At 37.5% G+C, this 26,225-nt stretch carries 22 protein-coding genes, 1 tRNA gene and 1 other RNA gene; 4 read left to right on the top strand and 20 right to left on the bottom strand.

Annotated features, from left to right (window positions below; translation table 11 throughout):
* Nucleotides 1-112: 112 nt before the first annotated feature.
* From P375_RS07755 to proQ, 6 genes are all read right to left on the bottom strand, one after another.
* On the bottom strand, nucleotides 113-2,056 hold the full coding sequence (locus tag P375_RS07755; RefSeq protein ID WP_039135884.1) for an LTA synthase family protein: 1,944 nt from the start codon (nucleotides 2,054-2,056) through the stop codon (nucleotides 113-115).
* 104 nt (nucleotides 2,057-2,160) lie between these two features.
* Nucleotides 2,161-2,805 (bottom strand): MBL fold metallo-hydrolase, encoded by a 645-nt coding sequence (locus tag P375_RS07750; RefSeq protein WP_039094812.1) that lies wholly within the window; start codon nucleotides 2,803-2,805, stop codon nucleotides 2,161-2,163.
* Nucleotides 2,806-2,831: 26 nt separating this feature from the next.
* Nucleotides 2,832-3,392: a YcbK family protein gene (locus P375_RS07745; protein ID WP_013745069.1), complete on the bottom strand. Its 561-nt coding sequence runs from the start codon at nucleotides 3,390-3,392 to the stop codon at nucleotides 2,832-2,834.
* A 198-nt stretch (nucleotides 3,393-3,590) separates the two neighbouring features.
* Nucleotides 3,591-5,000 (bottom strand): L,D-transpeptidase family protein, encoded by a 1,410-nt coding sequence (locus P375_RS07740; RefSeq protein WP_039135883.1) that lies wholly within the window; start codon nucleotides 4,998-5,000, stop codon nucleotides 3,591-3,593.
* Nucleotides 5,001-5,165: 165 nt separating this feature from the next.
* Nucleotides 5,166-7,175: a carboxy terminal-processing peptidase gene (gene prc / locus P375_RS07735; protein ID WP_039135882.1), complete on the bottom strand. Its 2,010-nt coding sequence runs from the start codon at nucleotides 7,173-7,175 to the stop codon at nucleotides 5,166-5,168.
* 107 nt (nucleotides 7,176-7,282) lie between these two features.
* Nucleotides 7,283-7,927 (bottom strand): RNA chaperone ProQ, encoded by a 645-nt coding sequence (gene proQ / locus P375_RS07730; RefSeq protein ID WP_039135881.1) that lies wholly within the window; start codon nucleotides 7,925-7,927, stop codon nucleotides 7,283-7,285.
* Nucleotides 7,928-8,153: 226 nt separating this feature from the next.
* Between proQ and P375_RS07725 the strand changes: the two genes are divergently transcribed.
* Together P375_RS07725 and P375_RS07720 are read left to right on the top strand one after the other, a co-directional pair.
* Nucleotides 8,154-9,386 carry a paraquat-inducible protein A gene (locus P375_RS07725; protein ID WP_013745073.1) on the top strand — a complete coding sequence of 411 codons (1,233 nt, stop codon included), beginning with the start codon at nucleotides 8,154-8,156 and terminating at the stop codon, nucleotides 9,384-9,386.
* On the top strand, nucleotides 9,370-12,021 hold the full coding sequence (locus P375_RS07720; RefSeq protein ID WP_039135880.1) for a PqiB family protein: 2,652 nt from the start codon (nucleotides 9,370-9,372) through the stop codon (nucleotides 12,019-12,021). Before P375_RS07725 ends, P375_RS07720 begins: the two co-directional genes overlap by 17 nt.
* A 39-nt stretch (nucleotides 12,022-12,060) precedes the next feature.
* Here the strand turns inward: P375_RS07720 and ffs are convergent.
* From ffs to P375_RS07670, 11 genes are all read right to left on the bottom strand, one after another.
* An RNA gene (gene ffs, locus P375_RS12200) (signal recognition particle sRNA small type) lies at nucleotides 12,061-12,156 on the bottom strand.
* A gap of 128 nt (nucleotides 12,157-12,284) precedes the next feature.
* On the bottom strand, nucleotides 12,285-14,207 hold the full coding sequence (locus tag P375_RS07715; RefSeq protein WP_039135879.1) for an ABC transporter ATP-binding protein: 1,923 nt from the start codon (nucleotides 14,205-14,207) through the stop codon (nucleotides 12,285-12,287).
* A gap of 114 nt (nucleotides 14,208-14,321) precedes the next feature.
* Nucleotides 14,322-15,230 carry a siderophore ABC transporter substrate-binding protein gene (locus tag P375_RS07710; protein WP_039135878.1) on the bottom strand — a complete coding sequence of 303 codons (909 nt, stop codon included), beginning with the start codon at nucleotides 15,228-15,230 and terminating at the stop codon, nucleotides 14,322-14,324.
* 31 nt (nucleotides 15,231-15,261) lie between these two features.
* The gene (locus tag P375_RS07705; RefSeq protein WP_039135877.1) at nucleotides 15,262-16,023 is read right to left on the bottom strand and encodes an iron ABC transporter ATP-binding protein; all 762 of its coding nucleotides are present in this window, start codon (nucleotides 16,021-16,023) and stop codon (nucleotides 15,262-15,264) included.
* A complete protein-coding gene (locus P375_RS07700; protein ID WP_039135876.1) occupies nucleotides 16,014-16,979 on the bottom strand; it encodes an iron chelate uptake ABC transporter family permease subunit in 966 nt (321 codons plus the stop codon). The genes P375_RS07705 and P375_RS07700 overlap by 10 nt, the downstream gene beginning before the upstream one ends.
* Nucleotides 16,972-17,925: an ABC transporter permease gene (locus tag P375_RS07695; RefSeq protein ID WP_167333069.1), complete on the bottom strand. Its 954-nt coding sequence runs from the start codon at nucleotides 17,923-17,925 to the stop codon at nucleotides 16,972-16,974. The genes P375_RS07700 and P375_RS07695 overlap by 8 nt, the downstream gene beginning before the upstream one ends.
* 190 nt (nucleotides 17,926-18,115) lie before the next feature.
* Complete coding sequence (gene modA, locus P375_RS07690; RefSeq protein ID WP_039135872.1) at nucleotides 18,116-18,874, bottom strand: molybdate ABC transporter substrate-binding protein; 759 nt, start codon at nucleotides 18,872-18,874, stop codon at nucleotides 18,116-18,118.
* 44 nt (nucleotides 18,875-18,918) lie between these two features.
* Nucleotides 18,919-19,974, bottom strand: coding sequence for a molybdenum ABC transporter ATP-binding protein (modC, locus tag P375_RS07685; RefSeq protein WP_039135871.1), 1,056 nt, complete (start codon nucleotides 19,972-19,974; stop codon nucleotides 18,919-18,921).
* A complete protein-coding gene (gene modB / locus P375_RS07680; protein WP_039135869.1) occupies nucleotides 19,967-20,683 on the bottom strand; it encodes a molybdate ABC transporter permease subunit in 717 nt (238 codons plus the stop codon). Before modB ends, modC begins: the two co-directional genes overlap by 8 nt.
* A 25-nt stretch (nucleotides 20,684-20,708) precedes the next feature.
* Nucleotides 20,709-21,479 (bottom strand): ABC transporter permease, encoded by a 771-nt coding sequence (locus P375_RS07675; RefSeq protein ID WP_013745083.1) that lies wholly within the window; start codon nucleotides 21,477-21,479, stop codon nucleotides 20,709-20,711.
* Entirely contained in the window at nucleotides 21,480-22,421 is a 942-nt protein-coding gene (locus tag P375_RS07670; RefSeq protein ID WP_039089483.1) for an ABC transporter ATP-binding protein, read from the bottom strand.
* Nucleotides 22,422-22,540: 119 nt separating this feature from the next.
* Between P375_RS07670 and can the strand changes: the two genes are divergently transcribed.
* Nucleotides 22,541-23,230, top strand: coding sequence for a carbonate dehydratase (can, locus tag P375_RS07665; protein WP_013745085.1), 690 nt, complete (start codon nucleotides 22,541-22,543; stop codon nucleotides 23,228-23,230).
* A gap of 6 nt (nucleotides 23,231-23,236) precedes the next feature.
* Here can and P375_RS07660 read toward each other — a convergent pair whose 3' ends face one another.
* The 3 genes from P375_RS07660 to dinB all read right to left on the bottom strand — a co-directional run bounded on the left by P375_RS07660 (nucleotide 23,237) and on the right by dinB (nucleotide 25,879).
* Nucleotides 23,237-23,773 carry an elongation factor P hydroxylase gene (locus P375_RS07660; protein ID WP_039135868.1) on the bottom strand — a complete coding sequence of 179 codons (537 nt, stop codon included), beginning with the start codon at nucleotides 23,771-23,773 and terminating at the stop codon, nucleotides 23,237-23,239.
* A 76-nt stretch (nucleotides 23,774-23,849) separates the two neighbouring features.
* Nucleotides 23,850-24,713, bottom strand: a complete 864-nt coding sequence (gene htpX, locus P375_RS07655) for a protease HtpX (RefSeq protein WP_039135867.1) — start codon at nucleotides 24,711-24,713, stop codon at nucleotides 23,850-23,852.
* Between the two features lie 101 nt (nucleotides 24,714-24,814).
* Nucleotides 24,815-25,879: a DNA polymerase IV gene (dinB, locus tag P375_RS07650; RefSeq protein ID WP_039135866.1), complete on the bottom strand. Its 1,065-nt coding sequence runs from the start codon at nucleotides 25,877-25,879 to the stop codon at nucleotides 24,815-24,817.
* Between the two features lie 220 nt (nucleotides 25,880-26,099).
* Here dinB and P375_RS07645 point away from each other — a divergent pair.
* Nucleotides 26,100-26,189 (top strand) — tRNA-Ser (locus tag P375_RS07645).
* Nucleotides 26,190-26,225 lie beyond the last annotated feature (36 nt).

The following is a 26,225-nucleotide window of genomic DNA, read 5'->3' as shown; positions in this document are numbered from 1 at the left end:
TCAGATCACTTATTAGAGTAGTATTAATGGTGTTTGGATAGGCCATAGATTACCCAAACACCATTTTTAAATTTTAATAATTTATGCAATAAATCTTACTGTCTATATTCAATTAGTTATTCGGCAAATGATACAGTCTATTTTTATACAGATAACTTCCCCACAGTGCATAAGTGAGCGCCTCTTTTTTCATCTTGTCCGGAACTTCAGCCGGCGTTAACTTTTTCTGTGTTGTATCGTAGATAAAACCTTGTGGTTGTTTATTTTCTTCTAAAATTACCACCTGATGCTGAGCATTCATTAAAGCCATAGATTTATCAAACTGCATCAATGCCCTATTGGGGCTATATTTAGTTAAATCAAAGCCTAACATTGGATATTGTGCATTTATTCCAATTAATGATAACAATGTCGGAGGCATATCTATTTGGCTAACTAAACGATCATCTACTTTTGCAGTAATACCATCACCAATAATCAATGCTGGAATATGGAAATGGGCTATTGGAACAAGCACTGCACCGGAAACACGCGAATCGTGATCAGCAATTACTAAAAAAACCGTATCTTTCCAATATTTTGACTGTTTAGCACGTTTAAAAAACTCACCTAATGCGAAATCAGCATACTTTGCTGCATTATTTCGTGTAGCTTTTGGTTGTTCATAAAGTGAAATTTTATTATCCGGAAATTCAAATGGATCGTGATTACTTGAACTGAACACTAAACTAAAAAACGGCTTACCCTGTTGTGATAACTTTTCAAACTCCTGATCGGCACGGATAAAAAGGTCTTCATCCGAAACTCCCCAAGTTCCTTTAAACATTGGGTTAGGATAATCATTTTCATCGATAATCTTCTCAAAACCATTACCATAGAAGAAACTTGCCATATTATCAAAATGTTTCTCACCACCATAAATAAAAGAAGTATGATAGCCATTGCGTTTCAGCAAATCAGCAATAGTAAAAAAATTCGTCTGGCTATTTGGTAATTTAACAACAGAACGTGCCGGAGTCGGCGTAAATCCAGTAATGACCGCTTCAATACCTCGTACCGAGCGTGTTCCGGTTGCATATAAGTTCTCAAACCACCAACCTTCTTTGCTTAATTGATCCAAATTCGGTGATAACGGTTTGCCTTTTAATGTTCCAACAAATTGTGCTCCTAAACTTTCCTCTAGAATAATCACTAAATTTTTAGGCTTGCCTTGATAAGTTGCTTGATTTTGGCTTAATAACGGAATATCACCCTCAATATAATCCTCTGCTGGGCGTGGATGTAACGCTTTTAATATTGCCAACATCTCCTCTGTCGGTAAACTACCATAAACCGCAGCTGCATTTTCCTCATCCCCCATCTGTTGTATAGCAAAAATCACAGAATATCCTGAGTTTAATACTAAAGAGTTAACTAATGGATCGGATGAAAATGCTACCATTGAAGGATTAATACCACGATGTGCGAAAGTTGATCGTGCCCCAATAAATACAAATGCGGCTGTTAACAATGCCACCAATGGGCGGTATTTCCATTTTCCCGCCTCAGCATAACGTGTAACATAACCAGCTAGTTTCCAATATGCCCAAATTGCTAACAAAGTTACCACAAGCGAAATAATCATTGTCGCCAAATGTCCTTTTGCCAACATAGTGAACACCTCTTTAGGATTCACTAAATATTCAACAAAAAGCCGATTCGGACGGAAATCATAGGTACGAATAAATTCTGGTGTAACTAGTTCCATAAAAAGAATAAATACTGATCCCACTGTCAATCCAATACGTAAAATAATACGCATTACTTTACCGATTAGTGATTGATCCAAGAATAATGCGGAAAAAAGAGCAAATAGACCAAATAACCAACACAGTGAAACCACATCCATCCGAATTCCTTGCATCAATAGAGGAAACCAACCATTTACCGCATCAACACGTTCTTGCTGCCACAATGCTAATCCGATTCGGCTCAAGGATAAAATTACTAAATTCAGCAAGAAAAAGTAGATCACCGGATAAAGAGAAAATTTTCTAAACATACCACCCTCAGACATAAGTCTCTTTTTATTTATTAAAATTATTTCTTTAAAGGAATATTACAAAATAAACCTCTAATACCAAACGGTTATTAGAGGTGATTTCAAATAAAGAGTTCAATTTATTCGTCTATTATTTGTGTTGTCAGATAAGGATTATATTGTTTTTCATAACCTATCGTTGTTAATGGTCCGTGCCCGGCAACAACTTGCATATTATTATCTAATGGCCACAATTTATTTTTGATACTATCGATTAATTCCGAGAAACTGCCGCCTTGGAAATCAGTTCGCCCAATACTCTGTCTGAAAAGTACATCACCGGTAAAAGCAATATTTTCAGCCTTATTAATGAACCCGATATGCCCAGGTGTATGCCCTGGCAAATGCAGAACATCAAATGTTAACTTACCAATCGTGATAACATCGCCCTCATTTAACCAACGATCCGGCAACAGTGGCGCACAATAAGGCAAACCGAATTGAGAAGCTTGCTCCGGCAGTGCTTGTAACCAATATTCATCAGATTTTTCCGGCCCTAAAATATCAATATTTAAGTCACGTTTTAATTTTGCTGCGGCACCAACGTGATCCAAATGACCGTGCGTTAATAAAATAAACTTTGCAATTAATTTGTTATCTTTTAGAAATTGAAGAATTTTTTCTGCATCTCCACCCGGATCAATAATCGCCGCATTCTTCTCATCATCCCAAACTACTGAACAGTTTTGCTGAAACGCCGTCACCGGAATAATTTGAACATTCATACTCATTTTTTAACTTCTAAACATTATCAACTACCGCGCCACGTTCTGACCGGACCGGTATCAACGTGTACAAAATTACTGCGCGGATAATAACCAACACCGCCGTTTTTTAACGACTGTGCCACTTCACGCACTCTATTTAATGCAACATTATCAATACGAAAATCTATCGCCTGCCCACGCATATGATAACTGTTGCTCGCCACGCCTTTACTGCGACGATGCATTGCCGCATTAGTTGCCGGCGCACGATAACCGCAAATCACTGAAATTTCACAAGAACGTAAGCCTAAACGCGACTGAATTTGGTAAAACTTCATAAATAATTTTGGATCCATATTGTGAACCAAATTACTGCGTCTATCTCGCATTAAATAATTTAATTTTTGTAATTCGGATTTTGCCAATCCTTTATTCGGTGAAAAAGGTGAACTTAATTTTTCACCTGTATTGATATTTTTAAAGTGTAGGATTTTAGGTGCTGCTGTGGATAATGCTGCCAAAGCGGAGTTGGCTACAAATGAGCTTCCTAGGATAATTCCGCCTAACGACAACCATTTACGGCGTGATTGATCAATATTTCCCATTTCCCTTTCCTATCGCTAACTAAAAAACTGGTTTCCTATTTTCAATACACAAAATTTATTTTATACATTATTGACTCAAAATAAGCTACTTAGTAGCAACTTTTCTATAGTAAATAGCGAGCCTGCAATAAATAAGAGATTAAAAAAGGCTATTGCATAAAGAATAGCCTTTCGGATTATACTGATTTTTGCTGGTGATTAAAGCAAATATTGTTGCAATAGCGATTTATTTTCTTCATTTAATGATAATTTTTGATCATAGCCATAAATATCTGCAACGGTATGGATTTCCCCCTGCGCATCTGCCCACGCTGTTACATAATAAAGATAGACCGGATTAGTAGACTGAATCGGTACAGAAACAGTTTTACGACTTTTTAGCACTTGTGCTTTTTTATCAACACTCCAACCTGCTTCCGTTAACAATAAAGTCGCTAATTCATCCGATTTATTGACACGAATACATCCGGAACTGATCGCGCGGTTTTTATTATTAAACAGACGATGATTAGGTGTGTCGTGCAGATAAATGGCATCTTTACTCGGCATATTAAATTTAAAATTACCTAATGCACTATCACCGCCCGGCGCCTGACGCAAACGATATGGGAAGCGTTTTGCCGTCATATTTTCCCAATCGATAGTATAAGGGTCGATAGTATTACCTTTGCTGTCAATGATGGTATAACCGTTACGATAAATATAACTCGGATCTTTGCGAACCTTCGGAATTAAATCTTCATTAATTAAGCGCACCGGCGCATTCCACGGTGGATTGACCACAATATTGCTCAGTTTACTCATCATTACCGGCGTTTTTCTCGCTTTTTTACCAACAATAACACGTGAACTTAAAATTTCCTCACCGTTACGATAATAATGTAATTGAAAAGTTGGAATATTCACAAAAATTCCGGTTTCAAAATCCGGAATAAAACGCAAACGCTGTAAATTAATCGCTAATTTTGCTAATACGTTATTATCCGCTGTTGATTTTGTTAATTCAGACAAAATCGTTTTTTTGGTTTGTGCATAACGATGATTGACTTGATCAAATTTAGCGACAAAGGCTGCCAACTGTTGCTGTGATACCGCATCCAACCACGCATTAATTACCTCATCACTTGGCAACTGTGCGCGATAACGATAACTGTCATAAAGCCAATTTTGTGCATTTGAACGCACATTGGAAACATAATTTAAATAATTCAACCAACTATCACTTACTAAAATATCAGCAGCCAAACTATTTTTCTCTACGTGCGAAAGCCTTTCCAATTGTGCTTTTACATCATTGGAAACATTGGTCAAGCCTAATAACGCATAATCTTGCAAAAATTGATTTTTCGCATTTTCATCTTGCCAAATAGGAGAAAAATCTCTAGCCGCATAAATTTCAGCCAGCTTTTCCGGAAATACCAACTGAACATCCTTCATCACCTCTTTCAACTTCAAAAGCTGTGCCTGTGTTTGATCTTCAGTTACCACTGCAACCGTACTCTCTTCCTGATTATTCTTATTCTCCGTCCCGTTCTCTTCCGCAAACGACGAGGTAATCATCAATGATGAGAGAAACATTGTGGTTAAAACGTGTTTTTTAAGCAACATAATTAACCTCCTGATTAATCCTTAAGTATTGAAATGTTTGAATAATAGTGTACAAACCAACTATAAAATTTTAAATCTATCAAACGCTCTAAATCTAAAAAAGAGGTGGAGAGACAATCCCTCCACCTTCTTTATTCTATAACAAAAAATTACAAAAGCTGTAAATTAATTTTGTTTTTGTGGCAACATATCCGATGCCATATGTTCAACTTCTTTCAATACAAAATCTGGTGCCTCATAATCTTTTGGTAAATCATCCAATTTTTTCAATGGTTTCTTACCTTCACGTTTAAATCTTGCATTTAGATCTTTTAAACGTTTTGCATCGTCTTTATCGTTCTCTGCTTTTCTATCCGCCAAATTTAATGAAAGGAATTTACGTTGATTGCGTCGATCTCTCGTTTCAATATCCTGATTCAATACGATAAATTCAGGATCATTTGCCACTCTGGCTTTATGATTTTCTGACAATTTCTTAATTAAATCAGACAAATCTGCAACACGAGTATATTGTGCTTCAGGAATTTTATCCCACGCCAATGCATTATCCTCTTTACTTTCACCATATTCAGATTCATCAATAAGCTCGGCAATCTTAATATCTGGAGTAACCCCTTTTAATTGAGTGCTTCCACCATTAATACGATAGAACTTCTGAATAGTGTATTGAATTGCGCCTAAAGGTGTCGGATCAGTGTCATAAATAAAGTTTAACGGTCTACTTTGTTGCACAGTACCTTTACCGAAAGTGTCTTGACCGACAATGATCGCACGCCCGTAATCCTGCATTGCCGCTGAAAAAATTTCTGATGCCGATGCGCTGAAACGGTCAACAATCACAATCATTGGTCCGTTATAAAGCTGTTGCGGATCAACATCATCGTGCACACGGATACGGTTGAAAGCATCACGCACCTGAACCACCGGACCGTCACTAATAAACAAACCGCTTAAGCTGACCACTTCCGGCAAAGAGCCGCCACCATTATTACGAAGATCAATCACTAATGCTTCTGCATTTTTCTGTTTCATCTCTGCCAATAATTTAGTGACATCAACCGTTAAGCCATTATAAAAACTTGGAATAGTAATCACAGCAATATTGTGATTATCCACTTTTTCCATTTTTAATTTGGCTGCACGATCTTCAATACGCACCTTATCACGCACTAAAGTGACAATACGCGTTTTGCCGGTTTTTGCCGATTCCAATTCCAAGCGAACAGTTGTGCCTTTTTTACCTTTAATTTTCTCAACAACATCATCAAGACGCCAACCGACCACATCTTCGATTTCACCTTTCTTGCCTTGTCCGACACCAATGATTTTGTCACCCGCTTTAATTTTTTTACTTCTATCCGCCGGCGCACCCGGTACCAGTGATTTAATAATGGTTTCATCATCTTCCGATTGCAATGTCGCTCCGATTCCCTCTAATGAGAGATTCATATCTTCGTGGAAACTTTTCGCATTGCGCGGTGAAAGATAACTGGTGTGAGGATCCAATTCACGAGCAAAAGAGTTTAAAAACAGTTGCGTAATATCATCCGCCTTGGTCTGTGTTAAGCGTTTAATCGCCAAATTATAACGTTTTGTCAATTTTTTCTTAATTTGTGACCAAGATTTCCCTTGCAAACGCATAGAAATGACATCGTTTTTAACACGCTCTTTCCATAATTTATCCGCCTCTTCTTCTGTTTTCGGGAAAGGCGCTTTACTACGATCAATTTCAATCTGATCGTTTTCTTTTAAATTCGGTTCTTTATCCAACAACGAAAGTGCATAGCTATAGCGTTGATAACGGCGTTGTTGCAACAAATCATACATCGCAAAAGCCGCGGTTAAATCGCCTGCATTCAAATCATCATCAAAATGTTTTGCATATTTTGCCCGCAACTCATCAACATCGGATTGCAAAAATGTATTATGGCTGTAATCCAAAAAGTCGATATAACGATTAAAAATCTTTTCCGACAATGCATCATCTAAAGAAAACTTCTTGTAATGTGATTGAATCAATCTTGATGTTACACGTTTTGCTTCCAATGAATTTGAATCGGATGGTGCCGGGACAACAATTTTATCTGCGCTGATATCCGGTTTTGCCGCCCACGCCGGCACATTCACAAATAACGTACCGATAACGATACTTAGTGCCAATTTCTTGAACTTCATTACGTTCAATCCTCTTAATTCTTATAAACCCATCAATCAATTTGAACTTGCGTTAGAAACAGAAAGCAGGCGATCACCTGCTTTGTTATTTCTTAACCTTTCGTCTATCACAATTGGAATACACGATCTTCAGTAACGGTTAAGACCAATCCTTGTGCCAATTCGACACGAACATTATCTTTGCCTACCGCAATTACGGTTGCAACCTGTGTTTTTTCACCGACTTTAATCTTGACTTGTTGTGATTCTTGCAAAGAAGCCAAATCCGCTGGCACTAAATTCAGTTTGCGTCTAACAACATTTCTGCGCGGTTTGTTATTCGGTTTACGTGCTGCTCGATTTTCTTTCTGTTGCGGACGATGGCTTGCATTTTTTGCTTTGCTTTCACGCAAACGTTGTTCCGCGTGTTCAATATGTTGTTGCTCCACTTCACCACATTCGTTGCCGTCAAGATCAACACGTTTTGCCCCCGCTTTATAACCGTATAAATAACGCCATCCGGCAGTATATTGACGCAATGCCCGACGAATTTGTGTGTTGGAAACGGTATCATCATCTTTTAATCTAGCAATAATATCTTGAAAAATACCGATTTTTAACGGTTTTGCTTCGCCCTGTGTTGAAAAACAGCGCGGAAATTTTTCTGCTAAATAAGCGATTGTTTGGTTATTTTCTTGGAATTTATTTTTTGAAGGTGCAACATTTGCTGCTGGTTGCTGATTCGCTGTTTGGTTTTCTGTTTCTAACGACATAGTCCTACTCGTAATACTTGGTTAAATTGCCCTGTTATAGACATTAATTATGATTCATTGTGTCAATCTTTATCATAAAAATCTGCATTTTTAGTTTAAAGATTGACGCCTTGGAAATTCAAATCGATAAGATTATTTACTTGTATATTTTCCCTTTATTTATATACTTGTTCAACAACTTTTATTGGCTTATTTAAACTAATCATCTTATTTATTCAAAAATTTAATGCAAGTTAGACGTTTTTCTCCACTCTCCGCAACAGAACAGGCAATTTGTTGCGATATTTGCGACCACGCCATCTCTTTACCGGCGCTAAACGCAAATCAAAAAGCAAGCTGCCCACATTGTCATCACGTTGTCAGAGTCGGTGGTCTATGGAGTTTAAAGCGTTGTTCCATTTTGGCACTTTCCATTTTAATTTTGATGCCGTTCGCTTTCACCTTTCCACTGTTGAATATTCAACTGCTAGGTGTACCGGTTTACACCTCAATTTGGAGCGGTGTTTGGAAAATGGCGACTGAAGGCTATCCTTATTCTGCATTTTTAGTGCTATTTTGTGCAATTGTCATGCCGGTTTCCTATATTGTTTTGATTTTACTGTTGCAACTTTGCCGTCTTTTTCACCTACGCGCAAGAATGTTGTTGATGTCACTCAACTATATCCGTTCTTGGGTAATGCTTGATGTTTATTTAATTTCGCTTGCGGTGGCAGCATTTAAAGTGCGTGAATACGCCGATATTTCGTTTACGCTTTATCTTATTCCTTTTGTTTTAGTCACATTTTTAACCATCTTGCTGTTTACTAAAACATCACCGAAACAATTTTGGGATCTCTTTTATCCGCCACAATTCCAACAAAATCAACATCTTTGCTACTGTAAAACCTGTGGTTTAAGCTTTCCTGAACAAGCTGCTCCCGATCATATTTGCCCACGCTGTCACGCTAACACTGCATTAGATAAAAATTTAGTATTACAACGTACTTGGAGCACGTTAATTGCCGGCGCAATAATGCTGTTACCCGCCAATTTATTACCGATTTCCGTTGTTTATGTGAATGGTGCGCCGAGTGCAGATACGCTAATTTCCGGCGTGATTACCTTTATTGAAATGGGCAATTACAGCATCGCCGCTATCGTATTTATCGCCAGTATTTTTGTGCCGATTTCTAAGGTGTTGATTATGTTGTACCTTTTATGTTGCATTCATTTCGGCTATAGCAAAAATATTCACTTTCAGATGAAACTGTTTGAAATCGTTCATTTTGTCGGACGTTGGTCTATGTTGGATCTGTTTGTGCTGTCGTTAATGATGTCCTTAGTTACGAGAGGACAAATTATCAGCTTTTCGGTCGGTCCTGCCGCCATTTATTTTGGTCTTGCTGTTTTTTTGACAATGATTTCAGCAGAAGTTTTTGATACGCGTTTACTTTGGAAAAATTATGAAGCAAACAAATAATAACATTCCTACCTCAATGTCAGCCAAGATTTCCGCCATTAAGCGGATTTCACCATTTTGGTTGTTGCCGTTTATCGCATTTTGTGTCGGCATCGTGTTGTTTTATCAAATTCATCAGGAGCAAGGTGAAAAGATAACCATCTTTTTTTCTGACGGATCAGGCTTAATTGCGGAAAAAACGCCAATTCGTTATCAAGGCTTACAAATTGGTTTAGTCAAAAAAGTAAACTTCACCCAAGATATGAAATCGGTCAAAGTTGAAGCCAATATCTACCCGGAAGCCGTGTCGGTATTACGTGAAGATACTAAATTCTGGATTGTTCAACCGAGCGCCTCGTTAGCCGGCGTTTCCGGTTTAGATGCGCTCGTATCAGGAAACTACATCACGCTTTCTCCGGGCAAAGGTGAAGAAGCGGATACTTTTGTAGCTGAAGATCGCGGTCCGATTGCCGAATTGAGTGAAGGTGATTTATTGATCCATTTAATTGCAGATGATCTCGGTTCTATCGAATTAGGTTCAAGCATTTTTTTCCGTAAAGTGCCGGTTGGCAAAGTGAACAACTATAGCTTTACTGATGACAAAAAAGTCGCTATCGATATCATTATTTATAAACAGTATGCAAAATTTGTGAAAAAAGAGAGCCGTTTCTGGAATATCAGCGGAATTAAAGCCGATGCCAATTGGAACGGTATTTCCGTTAGTGTGGATAGCGTGCAGGCGATTTTACAAGGTGCAATAGCCTTTGATTCGCCGGATGACAGCAATGAAGTGCAAGGCGAAACCACCTTTCCGCTCTACGCTTCCATCAAAGCGGCAAAACGTGGGCTGAACGTTGATATCACGCTACCTAATGATATTTCCGGTTTAAAAGAGAACGACACGCCGGTCTATTTTCACGATCTGCAAGTTGGTGTATTAAGTGAGATCAATTATGGTGAAGATGAAGCGGTTATCAACAGTACCCCAACAATTCAAGCCAAACTCTTGGTTGACCCAAGCATCAAATCCAATCTCAAAAGCGGTTCAAAAATTGTCTTAATGGATCGCCCTTCATTGGCGGAAGTGTCTAATTTAAATCAATTTTTACAAGGTAAGTATTTTGAAATTATTGACGGCAACGGCACACCGACCAGCCATTTTGAGGTGATAAAACAGTCTGAATTATTACTACAGCAACCGGGCGCTTTAATTCTTAGTTTAACTTCACCACAAACTTATGGTATAGAAGAAGGGCAACCGATCAGCTATAACGGCATTAAAATCGGTGAAATCGTGTCGCGTCAGGTTGAGATTGACAAAACCACCTTTAAAGCAGTGATTTTGGCGGCTTATCGCCATTTAATTAATGCAGAAACCCTGTTCGTGGCAGCAAGCAATTTCTCATTGGATGTAAGCAGTGATGGCGTACAAATGAATGTGGAATCGCCACGAAAATGGTTACAGGGCGGCATTAACGTTTTATTACGCTCCAACAAAACAGGCGGCAAAGCCTTGCAACAATATCCGTTGTATGCCAATAACAGTAACGCACTTGCCGGCATTACTTCGGATAATATCAAACCGACTATCGTGCTGACTACAGCAGAATTGCCTGACATCAGTGAAGGTTCATTAGTGCTTTATCGCCGCTTACCTGTCGGTAAAATTTTATCGATCAAACCGAATAAGCAATCGTTTGATGTTGCAGTCTTCATTAATCAGCAATACCAATATCTATTTACCAAACAAAGTCGATTCTGGGCAGAAAATGCGGTACAGGTTGGTGTTTCGCTACAAGGGGTTGATATTAAAGCAGCACCGCTTTCCAGAATACTAAAAGGAGCAATCAGCTTTGATAATATTGGTCAAAATGGTACTCAAACCATCTTATATCCAAATCAAACTGCAGCACTTTCCTCTGGACACGAAATAACGCTATTTGTAGATAATGCAGACAATCTTACTATCGGAATGCCGTTACGTTATTTGGGTTTAGAGATTGGTACTATCCAAAAAATCTCATTAGATGAACAAAAACAGAAAGTGATTGCATTGGCATCCATTCAACGTGATTACTTCAATGCTCTCAGTAAAAAGGGCAGCCATTTCACATTGGTAACACCGCAACTCTCTGCTGGAGGGGTGCAAAATTTAGATGCATTATTGAAACCCTATATCAACGTGAATTTTGGGAAAGGTAAAACTCAAACTCAATTCACTTTATCCCGTGCTGCCGGCGAAAATAATAAATACCAAAACGGTTTTCCATTGGTGTTGGAAACCGAAAATGCCGCTTCGCTTTCGGTTGGCGCACCGGTGTTATACCGCGGTGTTGAAGTAGGGGCTATTAACAATATTAAGCTGAATACTACAGCTGATCGCGTTTTTGTTGATATTCAATTAGCACAGCAATATCGCCATTTGGTTCGTCAAAACAGTGAATTTTGGTTAGCTTCAGGTTATTCCTTAGATATTGGTTGGAGCGGTGTTGATTTTCAAACTGGTACAGCACAGCAGTTGCTTCGTGGTGGCATAGCTTTTTCTACACCTTCAGGAAAGGTAGTTCAACCAGCTGCAAAAGCTTATCAACATTTTCTATTACAAACGAAAAAACCGGTTGAAAGTCAAAACTGGAATCAAGGCAGCGCACCATAAAATTAATAATTGTAAGGAAAGGGCTGAAAATGGAGGAGCCCTTTCCAGCTTAATCTCGGCACACAAAGTTCTAACTTGGGCTGCTTTCTTCCGAACCTGACCCGCTGAGCTAGAGTTTGTTGCGAGGAACCGAAAAGGACTCCATTGATACGTCTAAAAGACGAAAGGCATTATGCGATAAGTTGTCGCCAAATGCAAGTTTATCGCCAGCTAAACTGTTCATTCTTTTAGCATTTGCACAACTTTTCTGTTAAATTTTTTTCTTATTGCTCACCTTCAGCAATTTGCTCTAATTCCGCCCAACGATTTAATGCATCATCCAATGCTTGCTCCAGTTCAGCTAATTGTTGTAATTTACTGCTGGTAACTTCGTTCGACTGGCTAAAGAAATCCGGCTGATTAATTTCCTGCTGCAACAGCTGAATCTGTTGCTCCAACTGTTCTAGCAATTCAGGTATCTTCGCCAATTCTTGTTGTTCTTTGTAAGACAGCTTCACTTTTCGCACTTTACTGTCACGAAACGCCTGTTTTTTATTCTCTTTTGCCGGTTCTTCTATTTTGGGTTGTTGCTGTTCCTTCTGTGCCAATACATTCGCTTGTTGTTGTTTTGCATCGTGGTAACCGCCAACATATTTATGCAAAATGCCATCACCCTCAAAAATAAAACATTCGGTTACCGTGTTATCAATAAATTGTCGATCGTGACTAACGATAATGACTGTGCCTTGATATTCTGATAACAACTCTTCCAATAACTCTAAGGTTTCCACATCCAAATCATTAGTCGGCTCATCCAGAATCAATAAATTATTTGGTTTTAACAACAATTTTGCCAATAGCAGACGATTTTTTTCACCACCTGATAATGCTTTTACCGGAATCATTGCCCGTTTAGGCGGAAAGAGAAAATCTTGTAAATAACCTAGAACGTGGCGTTTCGCGCCATTAACCTCTACATCCTGCTTACCATCCGCCACGTTATCCATCACACTTTTCTCCGGATCAAGCGTTGAACGATATTGATCAAAATAGGCCACTTCCAATTTTGTTCCTGTATGAATTCGTCCGGATGTAGGTTGTAATTCTCCCAATAGCAGCTTAATCAATGTTGTTTTACCGCATCCGTTCGGGCCAATAAGAGCAATTTTATCTCCACGCAAAATTGTCGCTGAAAAATCTTTAATTAAAATTTTATCGGCTAACTGATAATTTAAATTTTCAATTTCAAACACAATTTTTCCGGAACGTATTGCATTATCAACCTGAATATTAGCTTTCCCCATTATATCTCGACGTTGGCGGCGCTCCTCTCGCATTGCTTTCAACGCTCTGACTCGTCCTTCATTACGTGTTCTTCTAGCTTCAATTCCTTTTCGAATCCAAACTTCTTCTTGAGCCAAACGTTTATCAAAAAGCTCGTTTTGCAAAGCCTCAACCCGCAAATTTTCCTCTTTTTGTTGCAAATATTGATCATAATTTCCCGGATAAGAGACCAATTTACCACGATCCAAATCAATAATTCGTGTAGCCATTCTGCGAATAAAAGCTCTATCGTGCGAAATAAAAACAATACTACCTTTAAATTCTAACAATAAATTTTCCAACCAATTGATCGTGTCAACGTCTAAATGGTTGGTTGGTTCATCCAATAACAATAAATCTGGCTCACAAACCAACGCTTTAGCTAAAGCAGCTTTTCGCTGCCATCCCCCAGACAATTCGGCTAATTCAATATCCGGATTTAACCCTAATTTCGCCAAAATTTCTTGAATTCTTGTTTCAAAACGCCAACCATCAAGGTGATCTAGCTGACCTTGCACTTCAGACAAACGGTTCATTGTTTTTTCTTGATAATCTTGTGCAATTTTCAGCGATAATTGATGATATTCTTTCAATAAATCTGCCAACTCCCGCACGCCTTCGGCAACATAATCGAACACTGTGCCTTCAATATGACGTGGTGGATCTTGTTCCAAACGCGCAATAATGCGATCCTTCTCAATAATCAATTGCCCATCATCCATTCCTACTTCTCCGGCAAGAATTTTCAATAAAGTCGATTTTCCTGCACCATTACGCCCCACCAGACAGACACGTTCTCCTGTCTCAATAGTCAGATCAGCATAATCTAATAAAGGATGATCACTAAATGAAAGATATGCATTTGAAAGAGTAAGTATCGCCATAATTTGCCTATAAAATCATACAACTTGAGGGCGCTTATTGTAGCCCACAAAAGCAAATAAAAAAACCACTGTAATCCATTATCAAATCACAGTGGCTCTAACTTATAACAGAAATTATTGTATTGCCTGTTCTAATTCAGAAATCATATTTTCTGTTGCTTTTAATCCGCCAAATGCCAAATACCAATTTGCTGCATTTAAATAAATAATATGATTTTGTTGATAAGCTTTTGTTTTCTTAATTAAATCATTATTCAATACAATTTTTGCATTATCCTTTTTATCAGTAATTGCAGCTGTACGATCCACTACCAATAAATAATCCGGATTTTTTTCAACAATATACTCAAAACCAACACTCATTCCGTGAGTAGATGATTTAATATTTTTATCTACCGGTGTAAAACCGAATTTTTGATATACCAAGCTATAACGAGAAGTATCGCCATAAGCACTAATACGATTTTCGTTCACCAATATTAATAAAGCATTCTTATCTTTAGTGAATTTATTTAATTCATCCACTTTTTTATTCAATTCTGTAATTTCCTGTTTTACAACTTCCTCTTTATTTACAATTTTTCCTAGAATTTCTAAATTATTGACTAATGATGGGTAATAATTGTTGTAATCATTCTGATAATAAAATACCGGAGCAATCTCTTTAAAACGATCCAACATTTTTTGTTGACGACCGGAAACAATAATTAAATCCGGATTTAATTCATTAATTTTTTCAAATGCTGGTTCAGGCAAAGACCCCACATTCTCAAATTTATCTGATTTAAATGACTCTAAATAAGCCGGTAACGCTGAAGATTTAGGAATACCGACAATACGATCTTCGGCATTTAATTCCCGTAATGTATCCGCTACACCAAAATCTAACACCACAATGCGCTTCGCATCTTGTGGAATAGTCTGCTTACCTATTACCGAATCGACAGTTATATCCGCTGCATAAGCAGAAGTACCAATAAGAAAGCCTAGTAAGCCAATAACAAATTTTAATGATTTTTTCATCATTTTCTCCTTAAATATCGATGTTTTAAATTTAACGGAAATAAGTTGCAATTCTTTGCCCATTAATTTGTTGAATTGGAATATGCATATCATAAATACCAGCCAAAACATCAGTCTGCATAATATTATCTACTGCACCTTCAGCAATCAGTTTTCCTTGCTGCATTGCGATAATATTATCAGCATAACAAGAAGCAAAATTAATATCGTGAATAACAATTACGACTGTTTTCCCTAATTTTTCTACTAATTGGCGTAATACTTGCATAATTTGTACGGAGTGTTTCATATCCAAATTATTAAGCGGTTCATCCAACAGAATATAATCTGTATCTTGCGCCAATGTCATTGCAATATAAGCACGCTGCCGTTGCCCACCGCTTAATAAATGAATTTGTTTATGTTTCAATTCATTTAAATTCATATAATCAATAGCGTGTGCAATGGCATTATGATCTTCCTCATTTAGCCTTCCTTTACTATATGGGAAACGACCAAAAGAAACTAATTCTTCAATGGTTAGACGTAATGGAATATGATTACTCTGTTTTAAAATCGCCAGTTGACGTGCAATGTTTTCACTCGACTGTTGTTGTAAAGGAATTCCATTTAAAATTACTTCACCTGTATCCGACATCAATAACCTACTAATAATCGCCAGTAAAGTACTTTTTCCTGCACCGTTCGGACCGATAAATGCAGTTATTTTTCCTTCCGGAATAATCAATGACACATCATCCACTACTTTTTGCTGTCCGAACTGTTTACTAATATTTCTTAATTCTATTGCCATTGTTTATTTGTCCTAAGTAATAAATAAATAAAATAAACTCCACCGATAAAATTAACCAAAATACTCAATGTTGTTTTAAAGGTAAGTAATTGTGCAACAATAAACTGCCCTAATACCAATACAATAATTGCTATTAAAATAGAAGTAGGAATCAACCATCTATGCTGATATTTCGGCATAAATTCAAAAGTAATATTCATTACTAATAAACCTAAAAAGGTAATAGGGCCAACCAATGCAGTTGCTACTGATATTAATAATGTTACTATAACTAATAACTGTTTAGTTATTCGTTGATAATTGACACCTAAATTTATTGCTTGATCACGTCCAAGTGATAATACATCCAAAACCCTAAAATAACGGATACTAAAAAGAGAAATTGCTATAATCATTATTGTTGCAATCCATAAAATATTGCTATTAATTCGGTTAAAACTAGCAAAACCAATATCTTGTGCAATTTGAAATTCATTAGGATCAATCAATACTTCCATAAAAGTCGTCATACTTTGGAATAATGTACCAAATACTATTCCTACTAATAATAAGAAAAACATATTTTGCTGTTCTTGTCTAAATAATAATTGATATAAGACTAATGCAAATAGCAACATTACTGCGCTTGAAAAGAAAAAGAGTCCAATAGAATCAATCGCAAATAATGTCGCTGATCCTGAAAAAAAGATAATAGCCGTCTGTATAAATAAATATAATGAATCTAAACCCAGTACACTCGGCGTTAAAATTCTATTATTAACCAACGCTTGAAACAGCATTGTCGATAATGCTATTGCCGTGCCGGTAACAATAATAGCTAATAAAGATAAACTCCGATGCATTAATGCATATTGCCAACGATTTGGTAATTGGTATAAAAAATAAAAAACTGTTACAACAATCGCAACTACAATCAATAATATAATCTTTAAACGGCAAGAGAAAATATTACGCATTACGATACCTTTTAAACAATAAATAGAGGAAAATAGCACTACCAAAAACGCCAACTACGGCATTAATCGAAATTTCATAAGGATAAATCACAATGCGTCCAAGAATATCGCAAAATAATACAAAAATAGCACCTAATAATGCTGTATGCGACAAAGTATTGCGTAAATTATCTCCTAAATATAAAGCGACAATATTTGGGATAATTAATCCTAAAAAAGGAATGACTCCTACGGTAACAATAACAATGGCGGACACAATCGAAACAATGGCTAGTCCTAAATAAAGTACCTGCTTATAATTTAATCCTAAGTTGGTGGCAAATTCTTCTCCCATCCCGACAATAGAAAAACGTTGCGCATAAATATATGCAAATAATAATGTTGGGATGCTGATATAAAGCATCTCATAGCGTCCACTCATAATGAGCGAAAAATCGCCTTGCAACCAAGCAGATAAATTTTGTAATAAATCTTGTTGATAGGCGATAAAAGCGGTCATAGAACTAATAATATTGCCAAACATAATGCCAACTAGCGGCACAAAAATAACATCGGTAAATTTTAGTTTTGACAATAAAGTCATAAATAATAATGAACCGGCAAATGCAGCAATAATTGCAATAGCCGATTTTAATAACATTGAAGCATCAGGAAAGCAAAGAATAGCTAATAACACGCCTAATCGCGCACAATCCATCGTTCCGGCGGTGGTTGGTGAAACAAAGCGATTACGACTAAGTTGTTGCATAATTAAGCCACAAATACTTAAACCGGCACCGGCAATCAAAATGCTCACTAAACGAGGAATACGGCTGATCAATAAAATTTGCCACTGTTCGGCATCAAATTGTAGTAAACCGCTAATAGTGATAGAACTCACACCAATTAATAAAGAAGTAATTGATAATACTACTAATAATAACAACAGATATCGTCGTTGAATCATCATTTTATACCGCTTCTAATAAATGATAACAATTCTTATTTTTTGAAAGAATATTGCCACGATAGGAAATGAATTTCAAGTAAAAAATAACCCTGTTATCCATTGGAAATAACAGGGTTTTCACAAAAAATAAACTATGGTATTTCAATTTACAAAGTAGTATTTCTCTAAGAAAAAATTCTGATATCAATTAGTTATATACACTAAATCCATATTTTTCAAACACTTTTGAGGCAGATTCTGTCTGCAAATAGCTAAAAAATGCTTTTGCAGCTTCGCTATCATTGCCTCTAATTAACGCTGCCGGATACTCAATTTTAGGGTAACTGCTTGCCGGAAAGATACCCACCACTTTCACTTTGTCACTCTGTTTTGCATCGGTACCATACACCACACCTAAAGGCGCTTCATCTCTTTCCACCAACGCAAGTGCTGCTCGTACATCCTTGCCACGAGCCAATTTAGATTCGATCTTATCCCACAGACCAAGTTTTGTTGTCGCCGCTTTCATATATTGCCCTGCCGGAACGTGATCAGGATCACCGACAGAAAGAAAACTATGCTGCAACGCTTTTATCCAATCCCCTTTTGCAATATCAATTTGCTGCAAATGGCTCTCTTGATTAGCGATCATCACTAAATCATTACCGACCAATACACGGTCTGAATCTTTTAGCAACAACCCTTTCTCTTTCAAATAATCCATCCATTTTGTATTAGCAGAGATAAAAATATTTGCCGGTGCTCCCTCTTCAATCTGTTTTGCTAATGTTGACGATGATGCAAAAGAGAAGACAATCTCATCTTTCGGCGAGTTTTGTTTATACTGTTGAGCAATATCCTGCAACGCATTGGTCATTGATGCCGCAGCAAAAACCGTCACCTGTTCTGCATATGCATACATTGTAGCGATGGAAAATAATGAAGTAATTAATAACTTTCTAAACATTACCGTTCTCCTTTTCTTGTGATGAATAAATTTTCTAACTATTGCTACTTAAGTAAAATCTGTATATCTAACAAATAGATATAAACCATTTGTTGCGCAACGAATATTGACGAAAGTTGTTGCTTAACGGGAATATCAATCACCATATCATCAGACAGACAAACAATCACAGTACTTCCGGCACTATTGGCTTTTATCGTCTGAATCGTTCCTTGCAAACAATATGGAATGCTGCTATTTGCTATCGGCTGTGAGCTTAAAACCAGATCACGCTGGCTAATCAAACATTTTACCGAGCAACCAACATCGATTTTCGATATGGTTGGAATCGCTAACGGTTGTTGAGCTAATTCTACACAAACAAGGTTCTCTTTATTCGCTGTCACTGTTGCCGGGAATAGCCACTGTTTTGCTTGTTCTCTTTGCCACTCTCTTAATACGCCACTATTCCAAATAGTTTCAATATCAGAAAACGCTGCCACTTTGCCGTTCTCTAATAACACCACACGATCCGCCAATGTTTTCAATTCATCCAAACTATGCGTAACATAAAGAATTGGAATATCAATTTCTTGCACTAATCGCTGCAAATAGCGCATTAACTCCTGTTTTCTCGGAATATCCAGTGCGGATAAAGGCTCATCCATCAATAATAATTTTGGTTCGGAAAGCAAGGCTCGGCCAATAGCAACACGCTGCTTTTCACCTCCTGACAAGGTTATCGGATAACGATTTAAGAGTTGTGATAATCCTAATAACTCTACAATCGCATTAAACTTTTCTTTTGAAAAAGATTTCATACCGTAGGTTAAATTTCCTTTAACGCGATAATGAGGGAATAGACGTGCTTCCTGGAAAACGTAGCCGATATGACGTTGTTCAATGGGCAAGTTAATCTGTTGTGCGGTATCAACTAACCTATTGTTCTGCAAGCAAATATATCCCTGATCAATATGACTCAACCCCGCAATCATATTTAACACCGAAGATTTTCCGGCTCCGGAACGCCCGAACAACATTGTGATACCCTGTGTCGGCAACTGCAGATCAAGCTCTATCTGAATATCAGGAAACTGTTTTTTAATCCGTAATTCAAGCATAACGTTGCCCTAATTTTTTGTACATATAACGCGCCAACCATTCTGATAATGCTAATGAACTCAAGGATAACATTATAGAAAGTAAGCACAGTTTAAAGGCTTGCTCCTCTGCCCCCGGTGTTTGAATAAAGGCGTACATCGCTAATGGAATGGTTTGCGTTTGCCCAACGATATTGGAAACAAAGGTAATCGTTGCACCGAATTCGCCCAAAGAACGCGCAAAGCCTAACACCATTCCGGCCAATACCCCCGGTAATGCCAATGGCAATGTAATGGTAAAAAATACGCGTTTTGGCGAAGCACCTAATGTTCTTGCCGTTAATTCTAAATGCGGATCAATATTCTCTAATGAGAGCCGAATTGAACGTACAATCAATGGAAATGCCACTACCGCTGAAGCTAACACCGCACCTCGCCAGCTAAAAGCGAACGATAAACCAAACCATTCAAAAAGATATTGCCCAATGATGCCTTTTCTTCCCATCACCACCAACAATAAATAACCAATCACCACCGGTGGCAACACTAACGGCAAGTAGACCAAACTATTAAGCAATGATTTACCCCAAAACTGTTTTCGCGCCAATAACCAAGCAATAAAAATTGCAAAAGGCAAACTCCATAGCATTGCATTCAGCGCCACTTCCAAACTTAGCCATAATGCTTTCACTTGTTGTGGCGTAAACATAAAATAGTTTAACCAATCCATACAGAATTTCCCTTCAAGACATCACTTAGTTTCTTAGACCAACGCCGCGTTTAATTAATTGATAAACAAAGCAATATAAGATTGCAATAAACAACGCCAATACACTGAAAGTGTAATGCAGCGACACATCGCTGATGCCTAAAAAGCCATAACGAAAACCGTTAATCATATAAACGATCGGGTTTAATTTAGATACCCATTGCCAAAATTCCGGTAATAACGAAATAGAATAAAAAACTCCGCCCAAATAAGTTAGCGGCGTTAAAACGAAAGTCGGAATAATAGAAGTATCATCAAATGAACGTGCAAACACCGCATTAATTAAACCGCCTAACGAGAATGTTGCCGTGGTCATCAACAAAATACAGAGAATAACGACCCAAGAATAGACATCAAAACGGACAAAAAAGAGGGAAACTAAGGTAACCAAAAAACCAACAAAAATGCCTCTTGCCATTCCGCCGGAAATATAACCTAAAATGATGATATGTGGTGAAGTAGGCGATACCAATAACTCCTCAACGTTACGTGCAAATTTTGTACTATAAAAAGATGAAGCGACATTTGCGAATGAATTGGTGATTGCCGACATCATAATTAATCCCGGAACAATAAATTGCATATAACTTACGCCATTCATTTCACCGATCCGCCCACCGATTAATTTTCCGAAAATCACAAAATAGAGCATCATCGTGATCACCGGCGGCACTAAAGTCTGTACCCAAATACGCATAAATCGTTGAATTTCTTTGCGTAAAATGGTTTTATAGGCAACCCAAGACAGTGACGACATTTATACTCCCTCCTGTTTTGCTTTATCCGCATCTGATTTATTTAACGCCATACTGACGAACAACTCTTCTAATCGATTTGCCTTATTACGCATACTTAACACCGTAATATCCTGTTTTGCCAGTTCAAGAAAGAGCCCGTTTAATCCCTGTTCACGATGTACTTCCACCTCTAACGTGACAGGATCGACAATTTTCACGGCATAATCACTTAATTTCACCTCAGATACGCTATGCGCAAGATCCAAAATGAACGTTTCCGTTTCCAATTTTGATAACAGAGATTTCATCGAGGTATTTACAACTAATCTCCCCTGCTGAATAATGCCAATATTTCGGCACAGCATTTCCGCCTCTTCTAAATAGTGCGTAGTTAAAATAATCGTGGTTCCCTGTTGATTCAGTTCTTGTAAAAATTGCCACATAGTACGGCGTAATTCGATATCCACACCGGCAGTCGGCTCATCCAAAATTAATAGACGAGGTTTATGCATCAAGGCACGAGCAATCATTAAACGGCGTTTCATACCGCCGGATAACTGCATCGATTTTTGATAACGCTTATCCCATAAATCCAGTTTTTTTAGCCAAATTTCCGCCCTTTTTAAAGCTTCCTGACGAGGCACTCCGTAATAGCCGGCTTGATTAGTCAAAATATCAATCACTTTCTCAAAATTATTGAAATTAAATTCTTGAGGTACAACGCCCAGCTGTTTTTTCAACTCACTCTGTTGAGTATCTAAATCATAACCGAACACTTTTACTTGACCACTCGTCTTATTGACCAAAGAGCTGATAATACCAATTGTGGTAGATTTTCCGGCACCGTTATGCCCGAGCAATGCATAAAAATCACCCTCTTTTACAGTAAGATCAATACCGTGCAAGGCTTTAAAACCATTGCGGTATGATTTTGTTAATTGCTTAATTTCTAATGCAAACATTAATGATCCTTCAATTATTTTCTTATTGTTGATGAAAATGTCATAGGCAGGTAGGATTTTATCGGTATAATGCAAAATGCTCGACAATAATAACATATCTTCAAGATTAAGGTGTAACAATGAAGAAAATCGAACAGCTGTTTGCCAACAATTTCAAATGGGCAACAGAAATGAAAGAGCAACACGCAGATTACTTTGCTCAACTTGCCGAACATCAAAAACCGACTTACCTTTGGATTGGCTGCTCCGATAGCCGCGTTCCTGCCGAAAAACTAACAAATTTAGGTCCTGGAGAACTGTTTGTACATCGCAATGTCGGCAATCAAGTTATCCATACTGATCTGAACTGTCTGTCCGTAGTGCAATATGCCGTTGATGTACTCGATATTGAGCATATCATTATTTGCGGTCATACCAATTGTGGCGGCATTCACGCCGCAATCAGCAACCAAGAACTCGGTCTAATTAATAACTGGCTGCTACATATTCGCGACATTTGGTTCAAACATAGCCATCTATTAGGTAAATTATCACCGGAACAGCGTGCGGATGTTTTAACCAGAATTAATGTTGCCGAACAGGTGTATAACTTGGGGATGTCCTCTATCGTACGTTCCGCCTGGAATCGTGGCAAAAAACTCTCACTCCACGGTTGGGTTTACGATGTCAGTGACGGTTTTCTCATCGATCAAGGTGTAATCGCGACTAGTCGAGAAACACTGGAGATCACTTACCGCCAAGCTATTGCCAAATTACTCTTAGAATATGTGGATCAACCACAATCAGTAACAGACGCCAAACTTAAATAAACAGCCTTAAATCTTGTCGACATCAAATTCGGCAAGATTAATTGCCAGCGGTCGTTGATAAAATTCTGCTAATGCAAGGCGAAGTTTTTCCGCTCTTTTCGGCAACCCTTTCTCCACATAAGCACAAACTTGTTTATACACCGCTTGCTTAAATGGTTTTGTATCACCGGGATTACCATTCAAATTATCAGCACTGGCAAAATAACGAAAACCTGCTGCATTGGCTAAAATCCATTCCAAAGCTTGTGGTTTCACCTCCACTTTTTCAAATTCTCTTTGCTGATCTTCGCTACGTCCATCAGGTTCATACCAATAGCCAAAATCCTCAAGTTCTCTACGCGCTTTGCCTGCGACTAGCCAATGTGCGATTTCGTGTAAACCACTGCTATAAAATCCGCGTGCAAAACAGATTGCGTGATAAGGTCGCTCCTCCGTTGCAGGCAAATAGACAGGTTCATCCCCACCTTTTTCTAATTTTGTATTATATTCTGTATAAAAACAGCGATTAAAAATCGCCATTAAATCTTCTATTTTATGTTCCATTATGCCTTCCCTAAAAAATAATTAATGCCTTAATTACAATAATTAAGGCATTAACCAATCATAATAACTTGACGAATTATTTTAAATTTTGTAACGCTTCAATACGTTTTTCTAATGGTGGATGGCTCATAAATAAACTTGCTAAACCACTTCTTTTACCATTGATAGCAAATGCCGCCAACTGACCGTTAAGCTCTTCCGGTTCGTGAATTGATTGTAAACGACGCAATGCTGCAATCATTTTTTCTTTCCCTACAAGCCGAGCTGATCCGGCATCTGCGTGAAACTCACGATAACGTGAAAACCACATTGCAATAATACTGGCTAAGAAACCAAATACGATTTCTAATACCATTGATACAAGAAAGTAGATACCTGAATTTGAGCTACTTTCCTCATTGCTACTACGGCTTTGCACCGCCACACTGGCAATTAAACGTGAAAGGAAAATGACAAACGTATTCAATACACCTTGTAACAATGTCATTGTTACCATATCACCATTACCGATATGGCTCACTTCGTGAGCCAACACAGCTTCCGCTTCATCTCTTGTCATACTGTTCAATAGACCAGTACTTACTGCAACCAAAGAATTATTTTTACTTGCTCCAGTAGCAAATGCATTTACATCCGCAGAGTGATAAATCGCTACTTCCGGCATTGGTAAACCAAGTTTTTCAGTCTGTTGCTTAACAGTATGAATCAACCAACGTTCTGTTTCATTTTGTGGATTTACAATTACTTCAGCGCCAACAGCACGTTTTGCCATTGTTTTTGATAAAAATAATGAAATTAATGAACCACTGAAACCAAATAATGCAGCAAAAATTAACAACCCTGTCGCCTCTTGGGCACGAATGCCCGTAAGCGTTAGAATAATATTAAACACAAATAAAACAGCCATATTTGTGATTAAAAACAAGACAATACGCATCATATCCGATTTTCTCCTTTTCATAATGCTTCTGTGCAAATTGTGCTTTTATATAGCATTTCTTTATCAATTTTCAAGAGTTTAAAAAATTTTTTTATTCAAAATTAATCCCAAAGACTCATTTGCTGCTGTTGATGTGGTGATGGTAAATGAAGATTCAGACCGATTAAACGCACTTTTCGCCCGTAACTTCGCTGCCAGGCAATCTCTAACAATTGCTGAAAATTCCAAAATTCACACATCAATCCACTTTTTTCTACTGTTGTAATTTGAAAATCAGAAAATTTTAGCTTTACGCCTAATTTAAAAGATTGTTCTGAAATATTAACAGAGTAACGATGCAAACGTTCTATCAGCTGTTGATATAATTTTTCAACTGTCGACAAACTTTGTGATAATTCAGCCAAATCAACTATTAATGTTTCCTCAACTCCAATTGATTTTCGCTCTCTATATGGCTGTACTCTCCTTCCATCATTAGCGTGACTAAATTGCCAAATCCGTTCCCCTATTTTACCTAACTGATCATACAATATATGTCTTGGAAAATGCCGCACATCCTCGCAAGTTATTAGCCCCATTGCAGATAGTTTTTCTGTTACCACCTTCCCCACACCGGGAATTTTAGATAGCGTTAAATTTTTTACAAATTCATCCACTTCACTTGGTGAAATAACAAACATTCCATTCGGTTTATTTTTCTCAGAAGCTATTTTGGATAAAAATTTTAATGGTGCAACACCAGCTGACGCAGTTAAATGGAGTTCCGTTTCAATATCTTGTCTAATAGCTTGCGCTATCCAAGTTGCCGATCCAGAATAGGCATTAGATGCCGTTACGTCCAAATAAGCTTCATCTAATGAAAGCGGTTCAATAATATCAGTATACCGTTGAAAAATGTGATGTAATTGTCGTGATACTTCTTTATATAACGGCATATTAACTGGTAATAAAACTAAATCAGGACAACGTCTCAATGCTTGCGCACTAGACATAGCACTATGCAAACCATAACGCCTTGCAATATAATTACACGTTGCTAAAACACCTCGGTGTTGTGGCAAACCGCCAATAGCAACCGGTTGATTAGCTAAAGATGGATTATTTCGAATTTCTATTGCCGCATAAAAACAATCCATATCAATATGAATAATTTTTTGCACTGTCATTATGTTTTCTTATTAAGTTAATAGATATAAAACATTTTACACAATACTGTATAAAAATACAGTTATTTACTACTTAACTTCTCTTTTTTGAATAAGTAAAAAACAATCACTAGCATTTTATGACTAATAATCAAGCAACTATTCAAAATATGATTTTCATTACTTGACTTACCATTTTGAAATCCGTATTATTCACACCGCTGAAAACAAGCTATCCTGCGGAGGAATGGTCGAGTGGTTGAAGGCACCGGTCTTGAAAACCGGCGAGGATTTACGTCCTCCAAGAGTTCGAATCTCTTTTCCTCCGCCATCTCATTTCTTAAAAAACCGTAAGTTTGAAAAATAG

This window comes from Gallibacterium genomosp. 2 (genome assembly GCF_000771895.1).
Lineage (GTDB): Bacteria > Pseudomonadota > Gammaproteobacteria > Enterobacterales > Pasteurellaceae > Gallibacterium.
This window is presented reverse-complemented; position numbering and strand designations above follow the sequence as displayed.